This is a genomic window from Methylomonas methanica, assembly GCF_001644035.1.
In the GTDB taxonomy this organism is placed as follows: domain Bacteria; phylum Pseudomonadota; class Gammaproteobacteria; order Methylococcales; family Methylomonadaceae; genus Methylomonas; species Methylomonas methanica_A.
In genome coordinates, this window is record NZ_LUUG01000085.1 from 1 (window position 1) to 15,801 (window position 15,801).

14 protein-coding genes are annotated in these 15,801 nt (G+C 52.3%); 7 read left to right on the forward strand and 7 right to left on the reverse strand.

The genetic code is table 11. From position 1 onward, the window contains the following. Nucleotides 1-256: 256 nt before the first annotated feature. Both A1332_RS24870 and A1332_RS15355 read right to left on the reverse strand, forming a co-directional pair. The gene (locus tag A1332_RS24870) at nucleotides 257-412 is read right to left on the reverse strand and encodes a CcdB family protein (RefSeq protein WP_082879718.1); all 156 of its coding nucleotides are present in this window, start codon (nucleotides 410-412) and stop codon (nucleotides 257-259) included. 16 nt (nucleotides 413-428) lie between these two features. Beyond that, nucleotides 429-719: a hypothetical protein gene (locus A1332_RS15355; protein ID WP_082879719.1), complete on the reverse strand. Its 291-nt coding sequence runs from the start codon at nucleotides 717-719 to the stop codon at nucleotides 429-431. A gap of 315 nt (nucleotides 720-1,034) precedes the next feature. Here A1332_RS15355 and A1332_RS15360 point away from each other — a divergent pair, with 315 nt between their 5' ends. Together A1332_RS15360 and A1332_RS15365 are read left to right on the forward strand one after the other, a co-directional pair. Next, nucleotides 1,035-1,424, forward strand: a complete 390-nt coding sequence (locus tag A1332_RS15360) for a hypothetical protein (protein ID WP_064009350.1) — start codon at nucleotides 1,035-1,037, stop codon at nucleotides 1,422-1,424. 66 nt (nucleotides 1,425-1,490) lie between these two features. Then, nucleotides 1,491-2,288: a flagellin gene (locus A1332_RS15365; protein WP_064009351.1), complete on the forward strand. Its 798-nt coding sequence runs from the start codon at nucleotides 1,491-1,493 to the stop codon at nucleotides 2,286-2,288. Nucleotides 2,289-2,344: 56 nt separating this feature from the next. On the opposite strand, the gene A1332_RS15370 is transcribed toward A1332_RS15365, so the two are convergent. From A1332_RS15370 to A1332_RS15385, 4 genes are all read right to left on the reverse strand, one after another. Then, a complete protein-coding gene (locus A1332_RS15370) occupies nucleotides 2,345-3,154 on the reverse strand; it encodes a transglutaminase-like domain-containing protein (RefSeq protein WP_064009352.1) in 810 nt (269 codons plus the stop codon). After that, nucleotides 3,151-3,912, reverse strand: a complete 762-nt coding sequence (locus A1332_RS15375; protein ID WP_064009353.1) for an N-formylglutamate amidohydrolase — start codon at nucleotides 3,910-3,912, stop codon at nucleotides 3,151-3,153. The genes A1332_RS15370 and A1332_RS15375 overlap by 4 nt, the downstream gene beginning before the upstream one ends. Before the next feature lie 9 nt (nucleotides 3,913-3,921). After that, nucleotides 3,922-4,647: a hypothetical protein gene (locus tag A1332_RS15380; RefSeq protein WP_064009354.1), complete on the reverse strand. Its 726-nt coding sequence runs from the start codon at nucleotides 4,645-4,647 to the stop codon at nucleotides 3,922-3,924. 194 nt (nucleotides 4,648-4,841) lie between these two features. Next, on the reverse strand, nucleotides 4,842-7,550 hold the full coding sequence (locus A1332_RS15385) for a cation-translocating P-type ATPase (protein WP_064009355.1): 2,709 nt from the start codon (nucleotides 7,548-7,550) through the stop codon (nucleotides 4,842-4,844). A 193-nt stretch (nucleotides 7,551-7,743) separates the two neighbouring features. Here A1332_RS15385 and corA point away from each other — a divergent pair, with 193 nt between their 5' ends. Beyond that, the gene (corA, locus tag A1332_RS15390) at nucleotides 7,744-8,733 is read left to right on the forward strand and encodes a magnesium/cobalt transporter CorA (protein ID WP_197491474.1); all 990 of its coding nucleotides are present in this window, start codon (nucleotides 7,744-7,746) and stop codon (nucleotides 8,731-8,733) included. 72 nt (nucleotides 8,734-8,805) lie between these two features. Here corA and A1332_RS15395 read toward each other — a convergent pair whose 3' ends face one another. Then, complete coding sequence (locus tag A1332_RS15395) at nucleotides 8,806-9,354, reverse strand: peroxiredoxin (RefSeq protein WP_064009357.1); 549 nt, start codon at nucleotides 9,352-9,354, stop codon at nucleotides 8,806-8,808. A gap of 314 nt (nucleotides 9,355-9,668) precedes the next feature. On the opposite strand from A1332_RS15395, the gene A1332_RS15400 reads away from it, so the two are divergent. The 4 genes from A1332_RS15400 to A1332_RS15415 all read left to right on the forward strand — a co-directional run bounded on the left by A1332_RS15400 (nucleotide 9,669) and on the right by A1332_RS15415 (nucleotide 15,787). Further along, complete coding sequence (locus tag A1332_RS15400; protein ID WP_064009358.1) at nucleotides 9,669-12,932, forward strand: EAL domain-containing protein; 3,264 nt, start codon at nucleotides 9,669-9,671, stop codon at nucleotides 12,930-12,932. Between the two features lie 145 nt (nucleotides 12,933-13,077). Then, the gene (gene hflK, locus A1332_RS15405; protein WP_064009359.1) at nucleotides 13,078-14,055 is read left to right on the forward strand and encodes an FtsH protease activity modulator HflK; all 978 of its coding nucleotides are present in this window, start codon (nucleotides 13,078-13,080) and stop codon (nucleotides 14,053-14,055) included. Continuing rightward, on the forward strand, nucleotides 14,052-15,017 hold the full coding sequence (gene hflC / locus A1332_RS15410; RefSeq protein ID WP_064009360.1) for a protease modulator HflC: 966 nt from the start codon (nucleotides 14,052-14,054) through the stop codon (nucleotides 15,015-15,017). The genes hflK and hflC overlap by 4 nt, the downstream gene beginning before the upstream one ends. Nucleotides 15,018-15,112: 95 nt before the next feature. Then, nucleotides 15,113-15,787, forward strand: coding sequence for an acyltransferase family protein (locus A1332_RS15415; RefSeq protein WP_082879720.1), 675 nt, complete (start codon nucleotides 15,113-15,115; stop codon nucleotides 15,785-15,787). Nucleotides 15,788-15,801 lie beyond the last annotated feature (14 nt).

Here is a 15,801-nt window from a genome sequence, read left to right on the forward strand (position 1 = left end):
TCCTGCCCCTTCGGCAACGTGCGGCATCCATGCCGCACCCCTGCGGGCTGCTCACTCGGTACATCCATGTACCTCGCCCTTCGGGTGCTGCGCATGCAAATCGGCAGTCCTGCCGATTTGTCCGATCAAAAGCTCCGGTACTCGGCGCGGCATACGGGACAAAATCGTCCTCAAAATTATATTGCGTAGGCTGGGTAGGAGCGTTAGCGGAAACCCAGCTTGAACGCCTTCCCGCGTCAAGGTCATCTAATTTCGCTCAAAAACCCTGAAACAATAAATCCAAGGCACCGGTGATTTCGAATTGACGGGTGGCTTGCGAGGCGATTTGGGTTTTCAATGTAGGTACTGGTACGGCGGTGAGTTTGGGTGTTTCCAAAATGTATTCCGCTTCTGCAATGATTACGAATGGCATCAGGTTGTTCGGCAATTTACTCGGATGGCCCGGAACTATTGGGCGCCGATTGCTTTACCATTTGCCGTTTTTTTCTGACCGCATAGAAGTAAGTCATGCCGGAAATGGTGCCGCAGATCGTTGCTAATTTATCCAGGATGGGCGCCACGGTTACGATTAGCGGTTCGTCAACCAATCCCAGCCAGACGCCAAAGGCCGTGAGGCCGGTCGGGGTGGCGATGGTTGCCGCGGCAGCGGATAGGCCGGCGATGATGCCTGTCGCCATGGCGATATGTTCTACCCTGGCGGCAACAACTTCGTGATTCATGTGGATTGCGGGCGTTTATGGTGGATTAGTCTTACCCGGATTTACCGGCGGCTAAGTAGAAAATTTCCGGCATTTTAGTGAGTTTCGACGGACTTGTCAGCGGATGGGGGTAGCGAATGTTGGTGAAGATTGTCGGCAATCGTTGGTGTTATCGGACTGAGGTTTTCTTGCCGAGCGGCGTGCGTTCCGGACTTAAAAATAGCGTTTGACATTTTCTCCAACCGGGAGTAATACGGTGCCACATAGGGGTGAACCCGCATGTTCATTCCGAAGCCTGCCGCAGGCCTGCGGCGTATTAAGGGAGTTTAGATTGCTATGTCTTCCCTATCTGTTTCCAGTGTTAATCAATCCGGCTTTCAACAGTTGAGTGCGCTGACGGCCAAGAGAAATGCAGATCAGGCCGAGCAAATGGCGCAAGCGTTGCGAAAGCAGGCAGATGCCGTGCAAGCGCAGGCCGACCAATACGCAGCCAAAGCTCAGGATCTCGATTCTCAAGCCAGTAAAGCGCAGGTCAACTCCGAAGCCGCACACCTGAGATTGAATTTGTCCAACGCTTTTCAAGAAGCGGGCACACAGTTAACTAATACCATTCAGAACGCCGAGGTAAGACCGTCTACCTATTCGCAATTAGTGACGGGTATTAGCACAGCGTCCGCTACCGATGACAATAAGGCCGTGGGGACCACTATAGACATCGTTGCTTAGCCTGTTTATCTTCCGGGGCAGATAAGCCGTATGAGTTAGTCAAAAAATTGTAAGCGAGGTGACATCATGTTGTCGTCAATCAATAGCACCAACCTGGATAAATCCCAAAGTCTGATCCAAACCAGCATCCAGCGCCTTAGTTCCGCAAAGCGGATCAATTCGGCTGCCGACAACCCGGCCGGGTTGGCAATTGCCGATGCGATAAGCAGTCGCTTGGGAGGACAAAATCAAGCAATCGGCAATATCAGCAACGGTCTGTCGCTCACGGAAACAGCCGGTAGTGCCTTGACCCAGGTGACCGACAATCTACAACGCATCCGCGAATTGACGGTGCAAGCCGGTAATGGCTCTTTGTCGACCTCTGATCGGCAAAGTATTCAGGACGAGATCAACGGCTTGGGCAAAAGCATCGATGGGATTGTCGGCAACACCCAGTTCAACGATCAAAAACTATTGGACGGCAGTTTCTCCGGCCAATTGCAAATCGGCCCCAATGCCAGCGATACGCTCGGCTTAAGCCTGGGGAATTTATCCAGCGCCGCTTTGGGTGTTTCGGGCTTGGATGTATCCAGCGCTACGAATGCGGCCAATGCGCTGGATACGATAGACAGCGCGATTAACAATGTCGGGAATGAGCAGAGTACTTTGACGAGCACCGCAGCGGGCTTGAATTCGAACCTAGCCAATCTGAACAGCAGCTATCAGAATCTAGCCGAAACGCGCAGCCGTTTTCAAGATACCGACTACGCGCAAACGGCTGCCGACTTGAACAAGGGTAAAGTGCAAAACCAGGTAGCTAACTATGCACTCAAGCTATATCAAGATAATCAAAAAGCGGCATCGGCGCTGTTAACTGGCATCTGAATAAAGCCTGGGCGCACTAGGTATATCAGGTTGTGATTGTTCAGGAATCGCCATCGCTATTCAGCTACTTCTTCGGTGCGGACCATAAAGCTCTGTAGCGTATTCGGGCCGAAGGTGCAGCTAATCGGTACGTCGGCCGCATCACGCCCGCGCGCGATCAGCACCCGGCCAATACGCGGGATATTGTTGCGGGCGTCGAAGGTATACCATTGGCCGTCAAGATACGCCTCAAACCAGCCGGCAAAATCCATCGGGCCATAGGGTGGCGGCATCCCCATGTCGCCCAGATAGCCGGTGCAATAGCGTGCCGGGATGTTCATGCAACGGCAAAAGGTGATGGCGAGATGGGCGAAATCCCGGCACACCCCTGTCCGATCTTGATAAGCCTCCCAAGCGGTTTTGGTGCGGCGAGCATGCTGATAGCCAAACTCGATATGCCGGTTGACATAGTCGCAAATCGCCTGCACCCGTGCCCAGCCGGTCGGTGCATTCTCAAACAACTGCCAGGCTATCTCTGTCATACGATCCGTTTCGCAATATCGACTGCCTAACAGAAACACCAGCGTTTCGTCGGGCAGATATTCCACCGGCGTCTGCTTCGCCTGAGAAATAAGCCGGTCCGGCACACCGCTATCCCTGACTAAGCCGTCTGCGAAAAGTCTGAGCCTGCCCTTAGGCGCGACTATGCGACTGCACCAATTGCCGAAGGTGTCGCGATAAGCGTTGATGGGAATGCTCGGCTCTGTCATCAGGTAGTCCGGAATGATGACGTCGGAAACGCGGGTGTAGTGCACGCCTAAGGTCAGTAGCATTGGGGTCGGCTGCGGACAGTCGTAAACAATTTCGTAGCCTATACGGATTTTCATTGGATTACTCCTGGGTGGGCGAAATAACGTGCTAGGGTTTGCTGAAGCGATATAACGATCTTCCGGCGCAGCTCAGACCAGTGCTGGCTTGGCGCTAACAGGTGCTTTTGGTTTATTTCCAGTTCGATACCCAGGTAGGCATCGGCGGTTAGTTGTTGACGAAACCAGCGAGTTTGACCATCGGCTTTACCGGCATAGGGATAATTTCGGCGGACTTGCAGTTCGGGCGCATACGCTTTTAGGCTTGTTTTCCAGCATTCGCAGAACGCCGCCTCGCCAGCTCGTCCCGGATCATAAAGTAAGCCGATATCGGCATTTCTCAGCTTACCGTCCAGCTCGGGCGTAAAACTGTGAGAGGAAAGGTGAATCACTTGGCTATGTTCGACAAGCGATTGCCGGATCAGACTATCCACCTGCGTCCGATAGGGCTGGTAATAGTGCCGCACGATTTGTTCACGCACTTGGGTCGGGGCATTTTGTATGCTGATAAAGTGCAGATTTGGATGGCCTGGGGATCGATTCAGATCCACCAGCAAACGGCTGACGCTGGCAGTTACAAGCGGTGCGGAAAATGCCTTAGCCAAGGCTTTGGCCATGACTAAAGCGCCGGGATCAAAACCGCGATGCGAGTCCAGCAAGGCCTGATAGCCGTGAAAATATGCTTGATACGGTTCGGGAATTCGGTTGCCGCCGTGTTCGCAAGTAATCACCAGACCATATTCGCCGCGTTCATCGGCAATCGTCGGTTCGTGGCGCATCTGCGCGCCTCACCAATCCAGATTGGATAATTGATCGAATACTAGCCGGGTGCCCTCGGTCCACTGTTTGCCCAGTTCGACGAAATAGGCATCGCCTTCGGCAAAGCGCCGCCGCATCTTTACAACCAGACTGTCACGTTGATAGCAAAGCAGATCGATAGGCATGCCCACCGATAAATTGCTGCACATGGTCGAGTCGAACGAGACCAGCACGCATTTGGCGGCATTATTCAGCGAGGTCGAGCGGGTAATTACTCGATCTATGATAGGTTTGCCGTATTTGGTTTCGCCGGTCTGAAAATAGGGTGTTTCTATGCTGGCCTCGATGAAAGTGCCCTCGGCATAAATCCGAAACAGACGCGGCGCTTCGCCGGCGATTTGGCCGCCCAAAATAAAGGAGGCGTTGAAGCTGATTTTGCTGGCCGCCAGGTGCGGACTGTCGCGCCTATCTACCTCACGCATCGCGTCGGATACCAGCAGCGCGGCGTCGAACATCGATTCTGTATTCCACAGATTCGCCGAGCCGGGCTTGGCGCTCCTTTGTTTCAAAATGCTGATCACAGCTTGCGTGCCGGCCAGATTGCCGGAACTTAATAGCACGATAACGCGGTCGCCGGCCTTTTCAAATACCGTCATCTTGCAGAAGCTGGCGATGTTGTCGACCCCGGCATTGGTGCGCGAGTCCGAAGCAAAGACCATCCCGGTGTCGAGCATGACGCCTGTACAGTAAGTCATGAATGTGTCTTCTTTTTTCGATTTGGTGGGAAGGCGCGCCCGCAGGCAGGCTTGCCGCTTATGACGGGATCTTAGCCGGCTCCTGCGGCTTTATCTGTACGCTGTCGCACCTAACATGGGTTTATGGAGTCTAACTCCTGTGCTCGCGGTGACCAGGAGATGTAGGTTAGCGGGTGAGATTTCTCAGTTGCGATTCATTTTTTCAGCAATCGCTTCCGCAACTTGAGCGGTTTTACCTGGATCGGGAAAAGCGCAAAGCGCCGCACCAGCCATTTTCTAAATTCTTCCAGCAGCAGCATGCCTAGCGCAAACGGCAAGGTAAACAGCCAAACAGCGGTGTCTATCGGCGCGGTGCCGAACAGCTCGTTGCCCCAGGGCGTGTAGACTATCGTCAGAATCAACGCAATTTCCAGAACAATGCCGGACAGGATTAGTTTATTGTCCAGGAACGATGTGGCTAACAGGCCGCGTTGCCGCTGTTTGCAGATAAATACATTGAGGATCTGCATCATGATGATGGCGGTCAGGCAGGCGGTAGTGGCTTGCAGGTAGAGCGGGTTATGGCGGGACAATATATCGCCATAGTCCCAGCCGCCGCGATGCAACACGAAGAAGAATGCAGCCATCGCCGCAACGGCTTCCAGTAGCCCGAGAAAGCCGTAAGCCCTGGCTAGCAAGCGCCAGTCGATAAGGGTTTCCTTGTAGGAGCGCGGCGGTTTGTTCATCGCTGATGCGTCCGGCTTTTCCACGCCCAGGCCTAAAGCGGGCAGCATGTCGGTGCCCAAATCCACCGCCAGAATCTGGATGATGGTCAGCGGCAGCGGAATTTTGAACAACACAAAGGCCAGGTAAGGAATCAGTTCCGGAATATTGGAGCTGAGGATATAGGTGAGGAATTTGCGGATGTTGTCGAACACCGCGCGGCCTTCCTCAATGGCGGCCACGATGCTGGCGAAGTTATCGTCCAGCAAAATCATGTCGGCCGCTTCCTTGGCCACGTCGGTGCCGGCGATGCCCATGGCGATGCCGATGTCGGCTTTTTTCAAGGCCGGTGCATCGTTGACGCCGTCGCCGGTCACCGCGACCACATGCTTCTTGCGTTGCAAGGCATCGACGATGTGCATTTTCTGGTCGGCGCCGACCCTGGCGAAAATAATTTCCGGCGCATCCAATGCGACCTGCAACTGGCTGGGCGTGAGTTTTTTCAGTCTGTCGCCGGTAATCACCTTGGGATTGTCCGATTGCACCAGCTTGATCTGCCGGGCAATCGCCACGGCGGTATGCGGGTGGTCGCCGGTGATCATGATCACTTTAATACCGGCGATATGACATTGGGCGATGGCATCCGCCACTTCCGGACGGGCTGGGTCTTCCAAACCTACTAGGCCGCTGAAAATCAAGGCTTGTTCCGGCTGGCCTTCGACTGAGTCCGATAAGGGCCGATAAGCAAACGCCAACACGCGTAAACCCTGGTCGGCCATGGTTTTTAGCGCATTCAACAGCTGTTGACGGCCGGCGTCGTCTAGCGTTTCTATCTTGTCGCGAATCAAAATGTGCTGGCACAGCGGTAGCACCATCTCCAACGCGCCTTTGCAAAACAACATCTTGCCTGATGGCGTGTTGTGGATGGTGGACATGCGCTTGCGGTCGGTATCGAAAGGCACTTCGCCGATTTTCGGGTAATCGACGCGCATACCTTGCTCGTACGCCATGGACACCAGTGCCACTTCCATCGGGTCACCCAGTAAATTCTTGCCTTCTACCCGTTTCAGGTTATGACATAAAGCCGCATTCGCCAGAAAAGCGCTGTGATGTTGCAGACTATCGCTGCCCAATTGCTCGGGTTGCCAGTAATTGTTGTCAAGAAACAGTTGCTTAACCGCCATACGGTTTTGCGTCAGCGTACCGGTCTTGTCGGTGCAAATCACTGTCGTGGAACCCAAGGTTTCCACCGACGGCAGATTGCGGATCAGCGCATTGCGCTTGGCCATGCGCTGGGTGGCCATCGCCAGGGACAGCGTGACCGTGGGTAGCAGACCTTCCGGCACATTGGCGACGATGATGCCGATGGCAAACATAAAGTTTTCCCAAAACGTCAGGCCGATGATTTGACCGATACCGAAAAACACCACGCCCAACAGCAGGGCCAGCAAAGCCACGAAGCGGCTGAGCCGGCTGATTTGCAATTGCAAAGGCGACTGGTTTTTCACGGTGGTTTTTAAAGTGTGGGCGATTTTGCCGAACTCGGTATGCATACCGGTAGCAAACACCAGCGCCTTGCCTTCGCCGGACACCACCGAGGTGCCGGCCAGTAGAATATTTCGGCTTTGACTGATGTCCTCAATGTCGGATGCTTGTGCGTCGCGGCCCTTGGGCAGCGATTCGCCGGTGATGGTGGCGTTATTGACACGTAGGTTAAAGGCTTCCAGCAATCGGCAGTCGGCCGGCACGTTATCGCCTTCCTGCAATACCAGCAAATCGCCAGGCACCAGTTCGTCGGCAAACACCAAACTCAGCTCGCCGTCGCGGATCACTTTGACTTGATGCGGCAGCAACTTTTGCAAGGCCGCAATTGCCTGTTCGGCCTGATGCCGCTGCCAGAACGAGAAACAGCCATTGATTGCAATCACACCGAGCACGGCATAACCCAAGGTCGCCATACCTTCGCCGGGTTGCTGAGATTCGGCAAAAAACGCCAGTCCTGCCGCCAGCCATAAAATCAAGGCAAAAAAGTGCAGGAATTCCTGGACAAACGCCAGTAGTGCGGAGGTCTTTTTATTTTCTTCGATACGGTTAAAACCAAACTCATGCAGGCGGCCTTCAATAGCGGCATCGGCCAGGCCGTCCATGCTGGAGCCTAAACTGTCGAGGGCTTCGGCGGGGGTGAGATGATGGATTTTCATGATTGCGGAAGAACAAAAAGCCGGGGTTTGCAGTGTAAACCTATTGAATGGACTCGGCGAAGGCTTAATTTTTCCGGAAATTACGGATGATGGGGTTCTCTGCCCATGCGCGATTGAGCGATGTAGTCGAGTTGCGGGCTATAATCCGCCCACTTGATTTAACCGGTCGCCAACCAGCAAGACGGAGATATTTTTGACTGAAACAATTGATAAAAACATGGTAATGCGCTGCGTGGCCTACCATAAAGGCGTGGGCATTGGCGACGTCACCATAGAAGACATTAGCGAAGTTTTACTCAAAGACGATACCTTTATTTGGCTGGGCTTGCGCGAGGCTAACACCGAGATTTTGAGAAAAATTCAGCTGGAATTCGGCTTACATGAGCTAGCCATTGAAGATGCCTGCGCCGCGCACCAACGGCCGAAGATCGAGGAATACGGCGATTCGCTGTTTATCGTACTGCATACGGCGGAATTGATCGAGAAAAAAGTGGAATTCGGCGAGACCCATATTTTTATGGGGCCGCGTTTTGTGGTCACCGTACGCCATGGTGCATCGCAGAGTCTGAGCAAGGTGCGGGAGCGCTGTCAGGCCATGCCGCACCAACTGAGTAAGGGACCGGGCTTTGCCTTGTACTCGATTATGGATTTTATCGTCGATAATTACATGGTGGCGATTGCCGGATTGCAAGACCGCTTCGATGTGTTGGAATCGGCGATATTTCAATATCGGCCCAGCCGGCAAACCATGGAAGACCTATACGAATTAAAACGCGAGTTATTGCTGTTGGAAGGCGCTATCAATCCGGTGATAGACATTTGCAACGAATTGATGCGCTTTCATGGCAGCCTGATACACAAGGATGTCAGAGTGTATTTCCGCGACATTGCCGATCATATCAAACGCGTCGATCAGGCTATCCACGGCATGCGCGAGATGCTGCTGGCGGCGATGCAAGTGCATTTGACCTTCGAAACCGTGCGCCAAAATGAAGTAGTCAAACGCTTGGCCGGCTGGGGGGCGATTTTGGCGATACCGACCATGGTATTCAGTTTGTACGGTATGAACTTTCGGCATATGCCGGAGCTGGATTGGGTGTACAGCTATCCCTTAGTCGTTGGCAGCGTGGCGCTGTGCAGCTTGGCCTTGTATTTGCGTTTGAAGCGGGCCGGCTGGTTGTGACCGGTCTGTTGTTAACCCAGCCCTTAAATCACCTGTGGCCGTGATTCCCGCAAAAGCGGGAATCTAGAATTATTACTGAGCTGATCCCGCCTGTAACTGCTTCAGCATTTCCGCCACGCGTTTGGCATCCAATGCAGGGTCTACATCGTCATCGATACGGCGTATGGTTAAATTGGGATCGACTATAAAGGTCCAGCGTTTGGCCATGTTCAAGACCGGCATTTTTACGCCGTAGGCTTCGCTGACCTTGGCATCCTGATCGGACAACAGCGAGAATGTGAGTTTATGTTGCTGGTGAAACGCCAACAGATCCTTGACGTCATCGGTGCTAATCCCGTAAACCTCGGCATTTTGATCACGGATCAGTTTGATGGCGTCGCGAAAAGCGCAAGCTTGCGTGGTGCAGCCGGGTGTACCGGCTTTGGGATAAAAATATAATACCGTCCAACCTTTCCCGCGCCGAGCGGCTAAACTTATCGGGTCGCCATCGTGCGCTTGCAATTGAAATAACGGTGCCGATTGACCGAGTTGTAAAGGGGCCGTATTTGCTGTCTGCGAAAACGTCAGCAAGGCGAACAGCATGAAAACCAAGAGTCTGAACGTAAGAGTGAATTTTGGCATACATGATCTCCCTTAAGCGGTATGCGATGATGAAGTGTCGAATGTTTTTGTATTTATTAGCGTCGCAGTATTCCGCAAAAAGCCGGTTACACAATAGTGATACAGACATTCACGCTGATTTGGTTGGGTTTACCCGACATTTGTTTTGAACAGATAATTCCAAGGGGTTGGATGTCCGGACCGAAGGCCGGAAAACTTTAGTGGTATGGTTCACGTAAAATTTCACTTATCTTGTTCGTGGTTTTTGGCCGGTCGCATCTAAGTTTTTTTACAGGTTAGTGTCTATTTTGGAGTCGAATAACGGAATAAGCAAAATGACGCGTCCGTATTACTTTTCCCGGTTTTCTCGAATTTTGTGGCTGAACCTGGCCATGTTTGTGATTTTCGCAATCGCATTCGTGATTTACGTGCGCGCGGAGAAGCAAATTGATCACGCCAACGAAATCCGCTTAGAGTCACATTTACTGGCCGACGAGTTTCGGCAATCTTCCAACGATCTCTCCCATGTGGCGCGCAGTTATGTCGCCACCGGTGATCCCATCTTCAAACACTATTTTCAAGACATTATCGACATTCGCGACGGCAAATTGCCGAGGCCCGAAAATTATCACGCTATGTATTGGGACTTGGCGATTGCCAATGGTCATGCTGCGCCGCCATCCAGCGGTCAAGCGGTTGCCTTGCTGGAGTTGATGCGGCAAGCCGGGTTTTCCGAGCAGGAAATGGCGAAAATGGCCGAAGCCATCGCCGATTCCGCTGCGCTCATTCAAATAGAGCGCGCGGCGATGAACATGATTGATGCGAATCAGCTAATAACCGATGCGATCCGGCATCAGGCCAATCTAATGCTGCACAATGCAGCTTACCATCAGGCCAAAGCGAAAGTCATGCAGTCCATCATCGCAGCCTTCGACTTGATGGACAGGCGCACTCAACAGAGCGTCATTGTCAGAGCGCGTATTGCCTTTTGGTTACGGTTGGTGTTCGTGCTGTTCGGGGTCATGCTGGTACTAATGCTTTGGCGGGCGTATCGGACCTTACATGCGATATTGGGCGCTTCGGTCGATGAATTGCACGAGCAGATAGTCCGTTTGGGTAGCGGCGATTTCTCCGAAAATATTTCGGTTGGCGAGGGCATGCGCAATAGCGTGTTGGGCTGGCTGGCGGAAACGCAGTCAAGTTTGGCAACTGTTGAAGCCGCTCGCCGCAGTGCCGAGGCAAAAAATCTGCGACTGACACAATTGTATGCCGCGTTAAGTCAATGTAATCAAGCCATCGTTCGCTGTACCAGCGAAGCCGAATTGTTCCCGCAAATCTGCCGCGATGCGGTGGTCTTTGGTGGCATGAAAATGGCCTGGATCGGTATGCTGGACGAAACCAGTCAATCGATTAAGCCGGTTGCCTGTTACGGCAGCGGCATTGATTACCTGGATGGGATTGACATATCGATAGACGAAAATCTTCCGGCCGGACGCGGACCAACCGGGACAGCGGTGAGGGAAGACCGGCCATACTGGTGCCCTGATTTTCAACACGACTCGTCTACCATAGCCTGGCATGCGCGCGGTGCGAAATTCAATTGGCAGGCTTCAGCTGCCTTACCCTTGCATCGAAATGGCAAGCCCGCCGGCGCGTTTATGTTGTACGGCGATGAAATAAATGTGTTTGACGATGCCGCGCGCAATCTGTTGTTGGAAATGGCCATGGACATCGATCATGCCATCGGCGGCTTCGAGCGTGAGGCCGAACGCCGGCAAGCTCAGCAGATGGAAAGTTTGCGGGTGTTTATGCTTGAACGACTCAACGGTAACGTGCAACTGATGGATATTTTGCAGGATGTGGTTACCGAACTTGAAACCCTGCTGGTAGGCAGTCTTTGTTCTATTTTACTCGTTGATGAGGAGCAGCGTTTGCGGATAGGCGCCGCGCCTAGTCTCCCGGATTTTTACAATCAGGCGATCGATGGTCTAAAAATAGGCACGGGGCTTGGATCGTGCGGCAATACCGCATACACCGGGCAAAGAACAATCGCTGAAAATCTTGCCGAGCATCCATATTGGCAGCCTTTTCTGCCGCTGGCGGAACGAGCGGGCTTGGCGGCATGCTGGTCGGAACCCGTACTCTCTGCCGGCAAAAAAGTACTGGGCACGTTTGCAATCTATCATCGCCATCCCGCTGTTCCTAACAAACATGAATTGCGCTTACTGGAAATGGTGGCGCATTTCGTAGCCCTGGCTATCGAACGCAAGCAGGCAGAGGAGCACATTTATTATTTGGCCAATTACGATTCGCTCACCGGCTTGCCGAATCGCAGTCAATTGGACGATCACTTGAAGTATGCATTGAGTTTGGCCAAACGGAGTAATGGCCACTTAGCACTAATGTTTCTTGATCTCGATCATTTCAAAAATGTTAACGATACCTTGGGGCATAGCGTCGGCGACGCGTTGTTGGTGGAATTAGCCAATCGGCTTTGTGCAGTGCTGCGCGAAGAAGATACCGTGACGCGTTTGGGCGGCGACGAATTCATTTTCCTGTTACCGGGCACCGATGCCGATGGGGCAGCGAATGTCGCGCAGAAACTGCTTGATGCGATAGCTGAACCTTACCGGATTGATGAGTTCGATTTGACGATGAGCGCATCGATTGGCATAGCCTTGTATCCGGATGACGGCGAGGATTTGGAAAGCCTGTCCAAAAGTGCGGATGTCGCGATGTACCGCGTCAAAACGGATGGCCGGCACGGTTACCGCTTTTTTACGCCGGAAATGCAAGCCCGCGCCCAGCGCAATCTGCAACTTGTCAATTCCTTATGCCATGCCTTGGATCGCCAACAACTGCATGTTTATTATCAACCGCAGGCGGATATTCATAGCGGACGGGTGGTCGGTGCGGAAGCTTTGTTACGCTGGCGGCATCCGGAGTTTGGCATGGTTTCGCCGGCCGAATTCATTCCGGTGGCGGAAGACAGCGGGCTGATCCTGCCGATAGGCGAATGGGTGTTGCAAACTGCGGTGCGGCAAGCAAAAGCCTGTCTGGAGCAGGGGCTGGGGCCTTTAATCATGGCAGTTAATCTATCTGCGGCTCAATTTAGTCATCCGGCCTTGCCGGAGTTGGTGTCGCGGATACTGGAAGAAGAAGGCTTGCCGCCCGAGTATTTGGAACTGGAATTGACCGAAGGGGTGTCGATGCAAAACCCCGAAGCGGCGGTGGCGGTGATGAATAACCTGCATCAACGCGGGGTACGCATGTCTATCGACGACTTCGGTACCGGTTATTCGTCGTTAAGTTATCTGAAGAAATTTAAAGTATACAAGTTGAAGATCGACCAATCTTTTGTCCGTGATATCAGTACCGATTCGGAAGATAAAGCCATCGTCAGTGCGGTGATCAGCCTGGCCGGCAGCCTGGGTTTGCGGACCATAGCCGAAGGTGTGGAAACGGTCGAACAGCGCGAGTTTCTGCGCGAACAGGGCTGCCAGGAGATTCAAGGCTATTTATTCGGTAAGCCGATGCCCAGCGAACAATTTGAGCTGTTTTTGCGGCAAAGCCTCATCGATTCGACTAATGCGTCTTGAACGATATTTCTGGGCTTGCGGCCGAGCTAAAGCGGACAAATTGACGAAACAGTCCACTGCGTGCATGCTTGCTTAACGAATGCGGCGCTTGTGATTTGTAATTCCAGTCACCTTGATTTTTCGCCGACTTAACCGGAGCCAGTCCTTGAACGACGTCAATCCTATTTTTAAAAACCTGCCCGATTCGCTGCCGATTTCGCCATTGGCGATACTGATTGTCGTCACCGTGCTGGTCGGCGCGACCATGTCGTTTTACACCATCCCCGCCGAGTCTGAAGGCATTGTATTGCGCTTTGGCGAGTACATCGAAAAAGTCCCGTCCGGTTTGCATTTTAAACTGCCGTTTGGGGTGGACAGCGTGGTTACCGTGCCGACTCAGCGTCAGCAGAAGCTGGAGTTTGGCTTTGCCACCGCAGGCTTTACCAACCCGGATCAAACCGGCGACGAGCCGGCGTTGGAAAAAACCATGGTGACCGGCGATCTGAACTCGGCGCTGGTGGAGTGGATCGTGCAATACCGGATCACCGATCCGGAAAAATATCTATTTGTGGTCCGCGATCCTGGGGTGACCTTGCGGGATATTTCCGAGGCGGTGATGCGAGAAGTGGTGGGTGATCGCACCGTTGATGAAATTATTACCATCGGTCGGCAGGAGATTGAGGACACCGTTTTGGCGCGCGCCCGTTTACTCGCGGAGCGCTACCAGTTGGGGGTGTCGATCAATCAAGTACAACTGAAAAACGTCAATCCGCCGGAACCGGTACAGTCCTCGTTTAATGAAGTGAATCGTGCTCAACAAGACCGAGAGAATGTCATCAACTTGGCGAATGGCGAGTACAACAAAGCAGTGCCGCGAGCGCGTGGCGAAGCGGACCAGAAAATTCGCGCGGCGGAGGGCTATCGCTTTAAGCGGATTAACGAAGCGGAAGGGGATGTGACCGCTTTCAATCAGGTGTTGGAACAATACTTAAAAGCGCCGGACGTGACGCGTGCACGGATTTATCTGGAAACGATGGGCGAGGTATTACCGCAAGCCCGCCAGCAAATTATCGTCGACGATACCGTGCAGCAAATATTGCCGATGCTGCCGTTTCCAGGGCAAACTGCGGGAGTGGTGAAATGAGTTTATCCATAAAAACCTGGTTGTTACTTGTCGTCTCGGCGTTTTTGCTGCTGCAATCGGTGTTTACCGTCGATCAAACCGAGCAAGTCATCATCACCCAATTCGGCAAACCGGTCGGCGAGCCGATTACCAGTCCCGGTTTGCATTTCAAGATTCCATTTACCCAGCAGATCAATAGCTTTGATAAGCGCTATCTGGCCTGGGACGGGCCGATGGTGGAGATGTCCACCAAGGACAAGACTTACGTACAGGTCGATACTTTTGCGCGCTGGCGCATCACCCAGCCGATGCAATATTACTTGCGCTTGCGCGACGAACGCAGCGCGCAATCGCGCTTGGAAGATATTTTGGGTAGCGAAACCCGCACAGCAATCGCTCGTCACGAATTGATTGAAGTGGTGCGTTCGGATAAGGATCGTAAACCCTTGCAAGACGAGAGTTTGGGGCCGTTAACGGGCGAGGGCACGATAGGCGTATTGCGGCCGATCCGGGTGGGCCGGGCGGCCATCGAAAAAGATGTGTTCGATGCCGCAGCGCCGAAATTGGCCGAATTTGGTATCGAATTGCTGGATGTGCGCTTTAAACGTATCAACTACAACCATCAAGTGTTGGAACGCATCCATCAGCGGATGATCAGCGAACGCTTGCAAATTGCCCAGCGTTTTCGCTCGGAAGGCGAGGGCGAAGCGGCCAGGATTAACGGTAATCGGGACCGGGATCTCAACGAAATCGAATCCACCGCCTACAAACGTGTGCAAGAAATTCAAGGCGAAGCGGATGCCAAGGCCACCGAAATTTACGCCAAGGCCTATGGGCAAAAACCCGAGTCCGCCGAGTTTTATAAGTTCTTGAAGAGCATGGAAACCTATCGCAAAGTGATAGACGGCGACGCCACCATTGTGTTGTCCACCAACAGCGATTTATTTGGTTTGTTGAAGCGGGTGGAGAAAAACAATCGCTGATATATTGAAAAAATAACATGGTTGCCGTGATTATTTAGATCCTAAGGTTTTAAGCGGTTTATTTTCTAATAATTCCAATAAAATAATTTTTATAAATGTCAAAAAGTTTTGTTTATCGTTCCGATATAGATGGGCTACGAGCAGTTGCTGTGTTGCTGGTTGTTTTTTACCATGCCGGGTTTACAACGATAAAAGGTGGTTTTATAGGGGTCGATGTTTTTTTTGTCTTATCCGGTTTTTTGATTACGTTGATATTGGATAGGGAAATTCGATCCGGTGAATTTAGTTTCAAAAAATTTTATCTCCGGCGCATCCGGCGTTTATTACCTGCTCTCTTGTTCGTTCTAGTAGTCACAAGCGTGTTTTGTTTCTACTACTTGGTGCCTGGTGACTTAATTGCTTACGGTAATAGTTTGAGATATGCATTGCTATCGTTGAGTAATGTGTATTTTTGGTTAAATACCGGTAGTTATTTCTCTAAAAACGTCGATGAGTTACCTTTGCTGCACACTTGGTCTTTGTCTGTCGAAGAGCAGTTTTACTTTGTGTGGCCGGTTTTTTTACTGGCTATGAGCCGGTTTTTCTCGCGCACCACAACCTGGGTATTATTTATATTAGGTTTTTTTGTCGCATTTGGCATTGCCGATTGGGCCGCTGTGAATAAAGCCAGTGCCGCCTATTATTTCTTGCCCACGCGTGCGTATGAATTAATGCTGGGCGCCGGATTGGCATTGGCTTGGGACGATTTTCCGGTGTTAAATAAACCCTGAATCCGTGACTTAAA

Coding starts and splice junctions, on each gene's coding strand:
- A1332_RS24870 (WP_082879718.1), bottom strand. CDS start 412: ATGCCATTCGTAATCATTGCAGAAGCGGAATACATTTTGGAAACACCC.
- A1332_RS15355 (WP_082879719.1), bottom strand. CDS start 719: ATGAATCACGAAGTTGTTGCCGCCAGGGTAGAACATATCGCCATGGCG.
- A1332_RS15360 (WP_064009350.1), top strand. CDS start 1,035: ATGTCTTCCCTATCTGTTTCCAGTGTTAATCAATCCGGCTTTCAACAG.
- A1332_RS15365 (WP_064009351.1), top strand. CDS start 1,491: ATGTTGTCGTCAATCAATAGCACCAACCTGGATAAATCCCAAAGTCTG.
- A1332_RS15370 (WP_064009352.1), bottom strand. CDS start 3,154: ATGAAAATCCGTATAGGCTACGAAATTGTTTACGACTGTCCGCAGCCG.
- A1332_RS15375 (WP_064009353.1), bottom strand. CDS start 3,912: ATGCGCCACGAACCGACGATTGCCGATGAACGCGGCGAATATGGTCTG.
- A1332_RS15380 (WP_064009354.1), bottom strand. CDS start 4,647: ATGACTTACTGTACAGGCGTCATGCTCGACACCGGGATGGTCTTTGCT.
- A1332_RS15385 (WP_064009355.1), bottom strand. CDS start 7,550: ATGAAAATCCATCATCTCACCCCCGCCGAAGCCCTCGACAGTTTAGGC.
- A1332_RS15395 (WP_064009357.1), bottom strand. CDS start 9,354: ATGCCAAAATTCACTCTTACGTTCAGACTCTTGGTTTTCATGCTGTTC.
- A1332_RS15400 (WP_064009358.1), top strand. CDS start 9,669: ATGACGCGTCCGTATTACTTTTCCCGGTTTTCTCGAATTTTGTGGCTG.
- hflC (WP_064009360.1), top strand. CDS start 14,052: ATGAGTTTATCCATAAAAACCTGGTTGTTACTTGTCGTCTCGGCGTTT.
- A1332_RS15415 (WP_082879720.1), top strand. CDS start 15,113: ATGTCAAAAAGTTTTGTTTATCGTTCCGATATAGATGGGCTACGAGCA.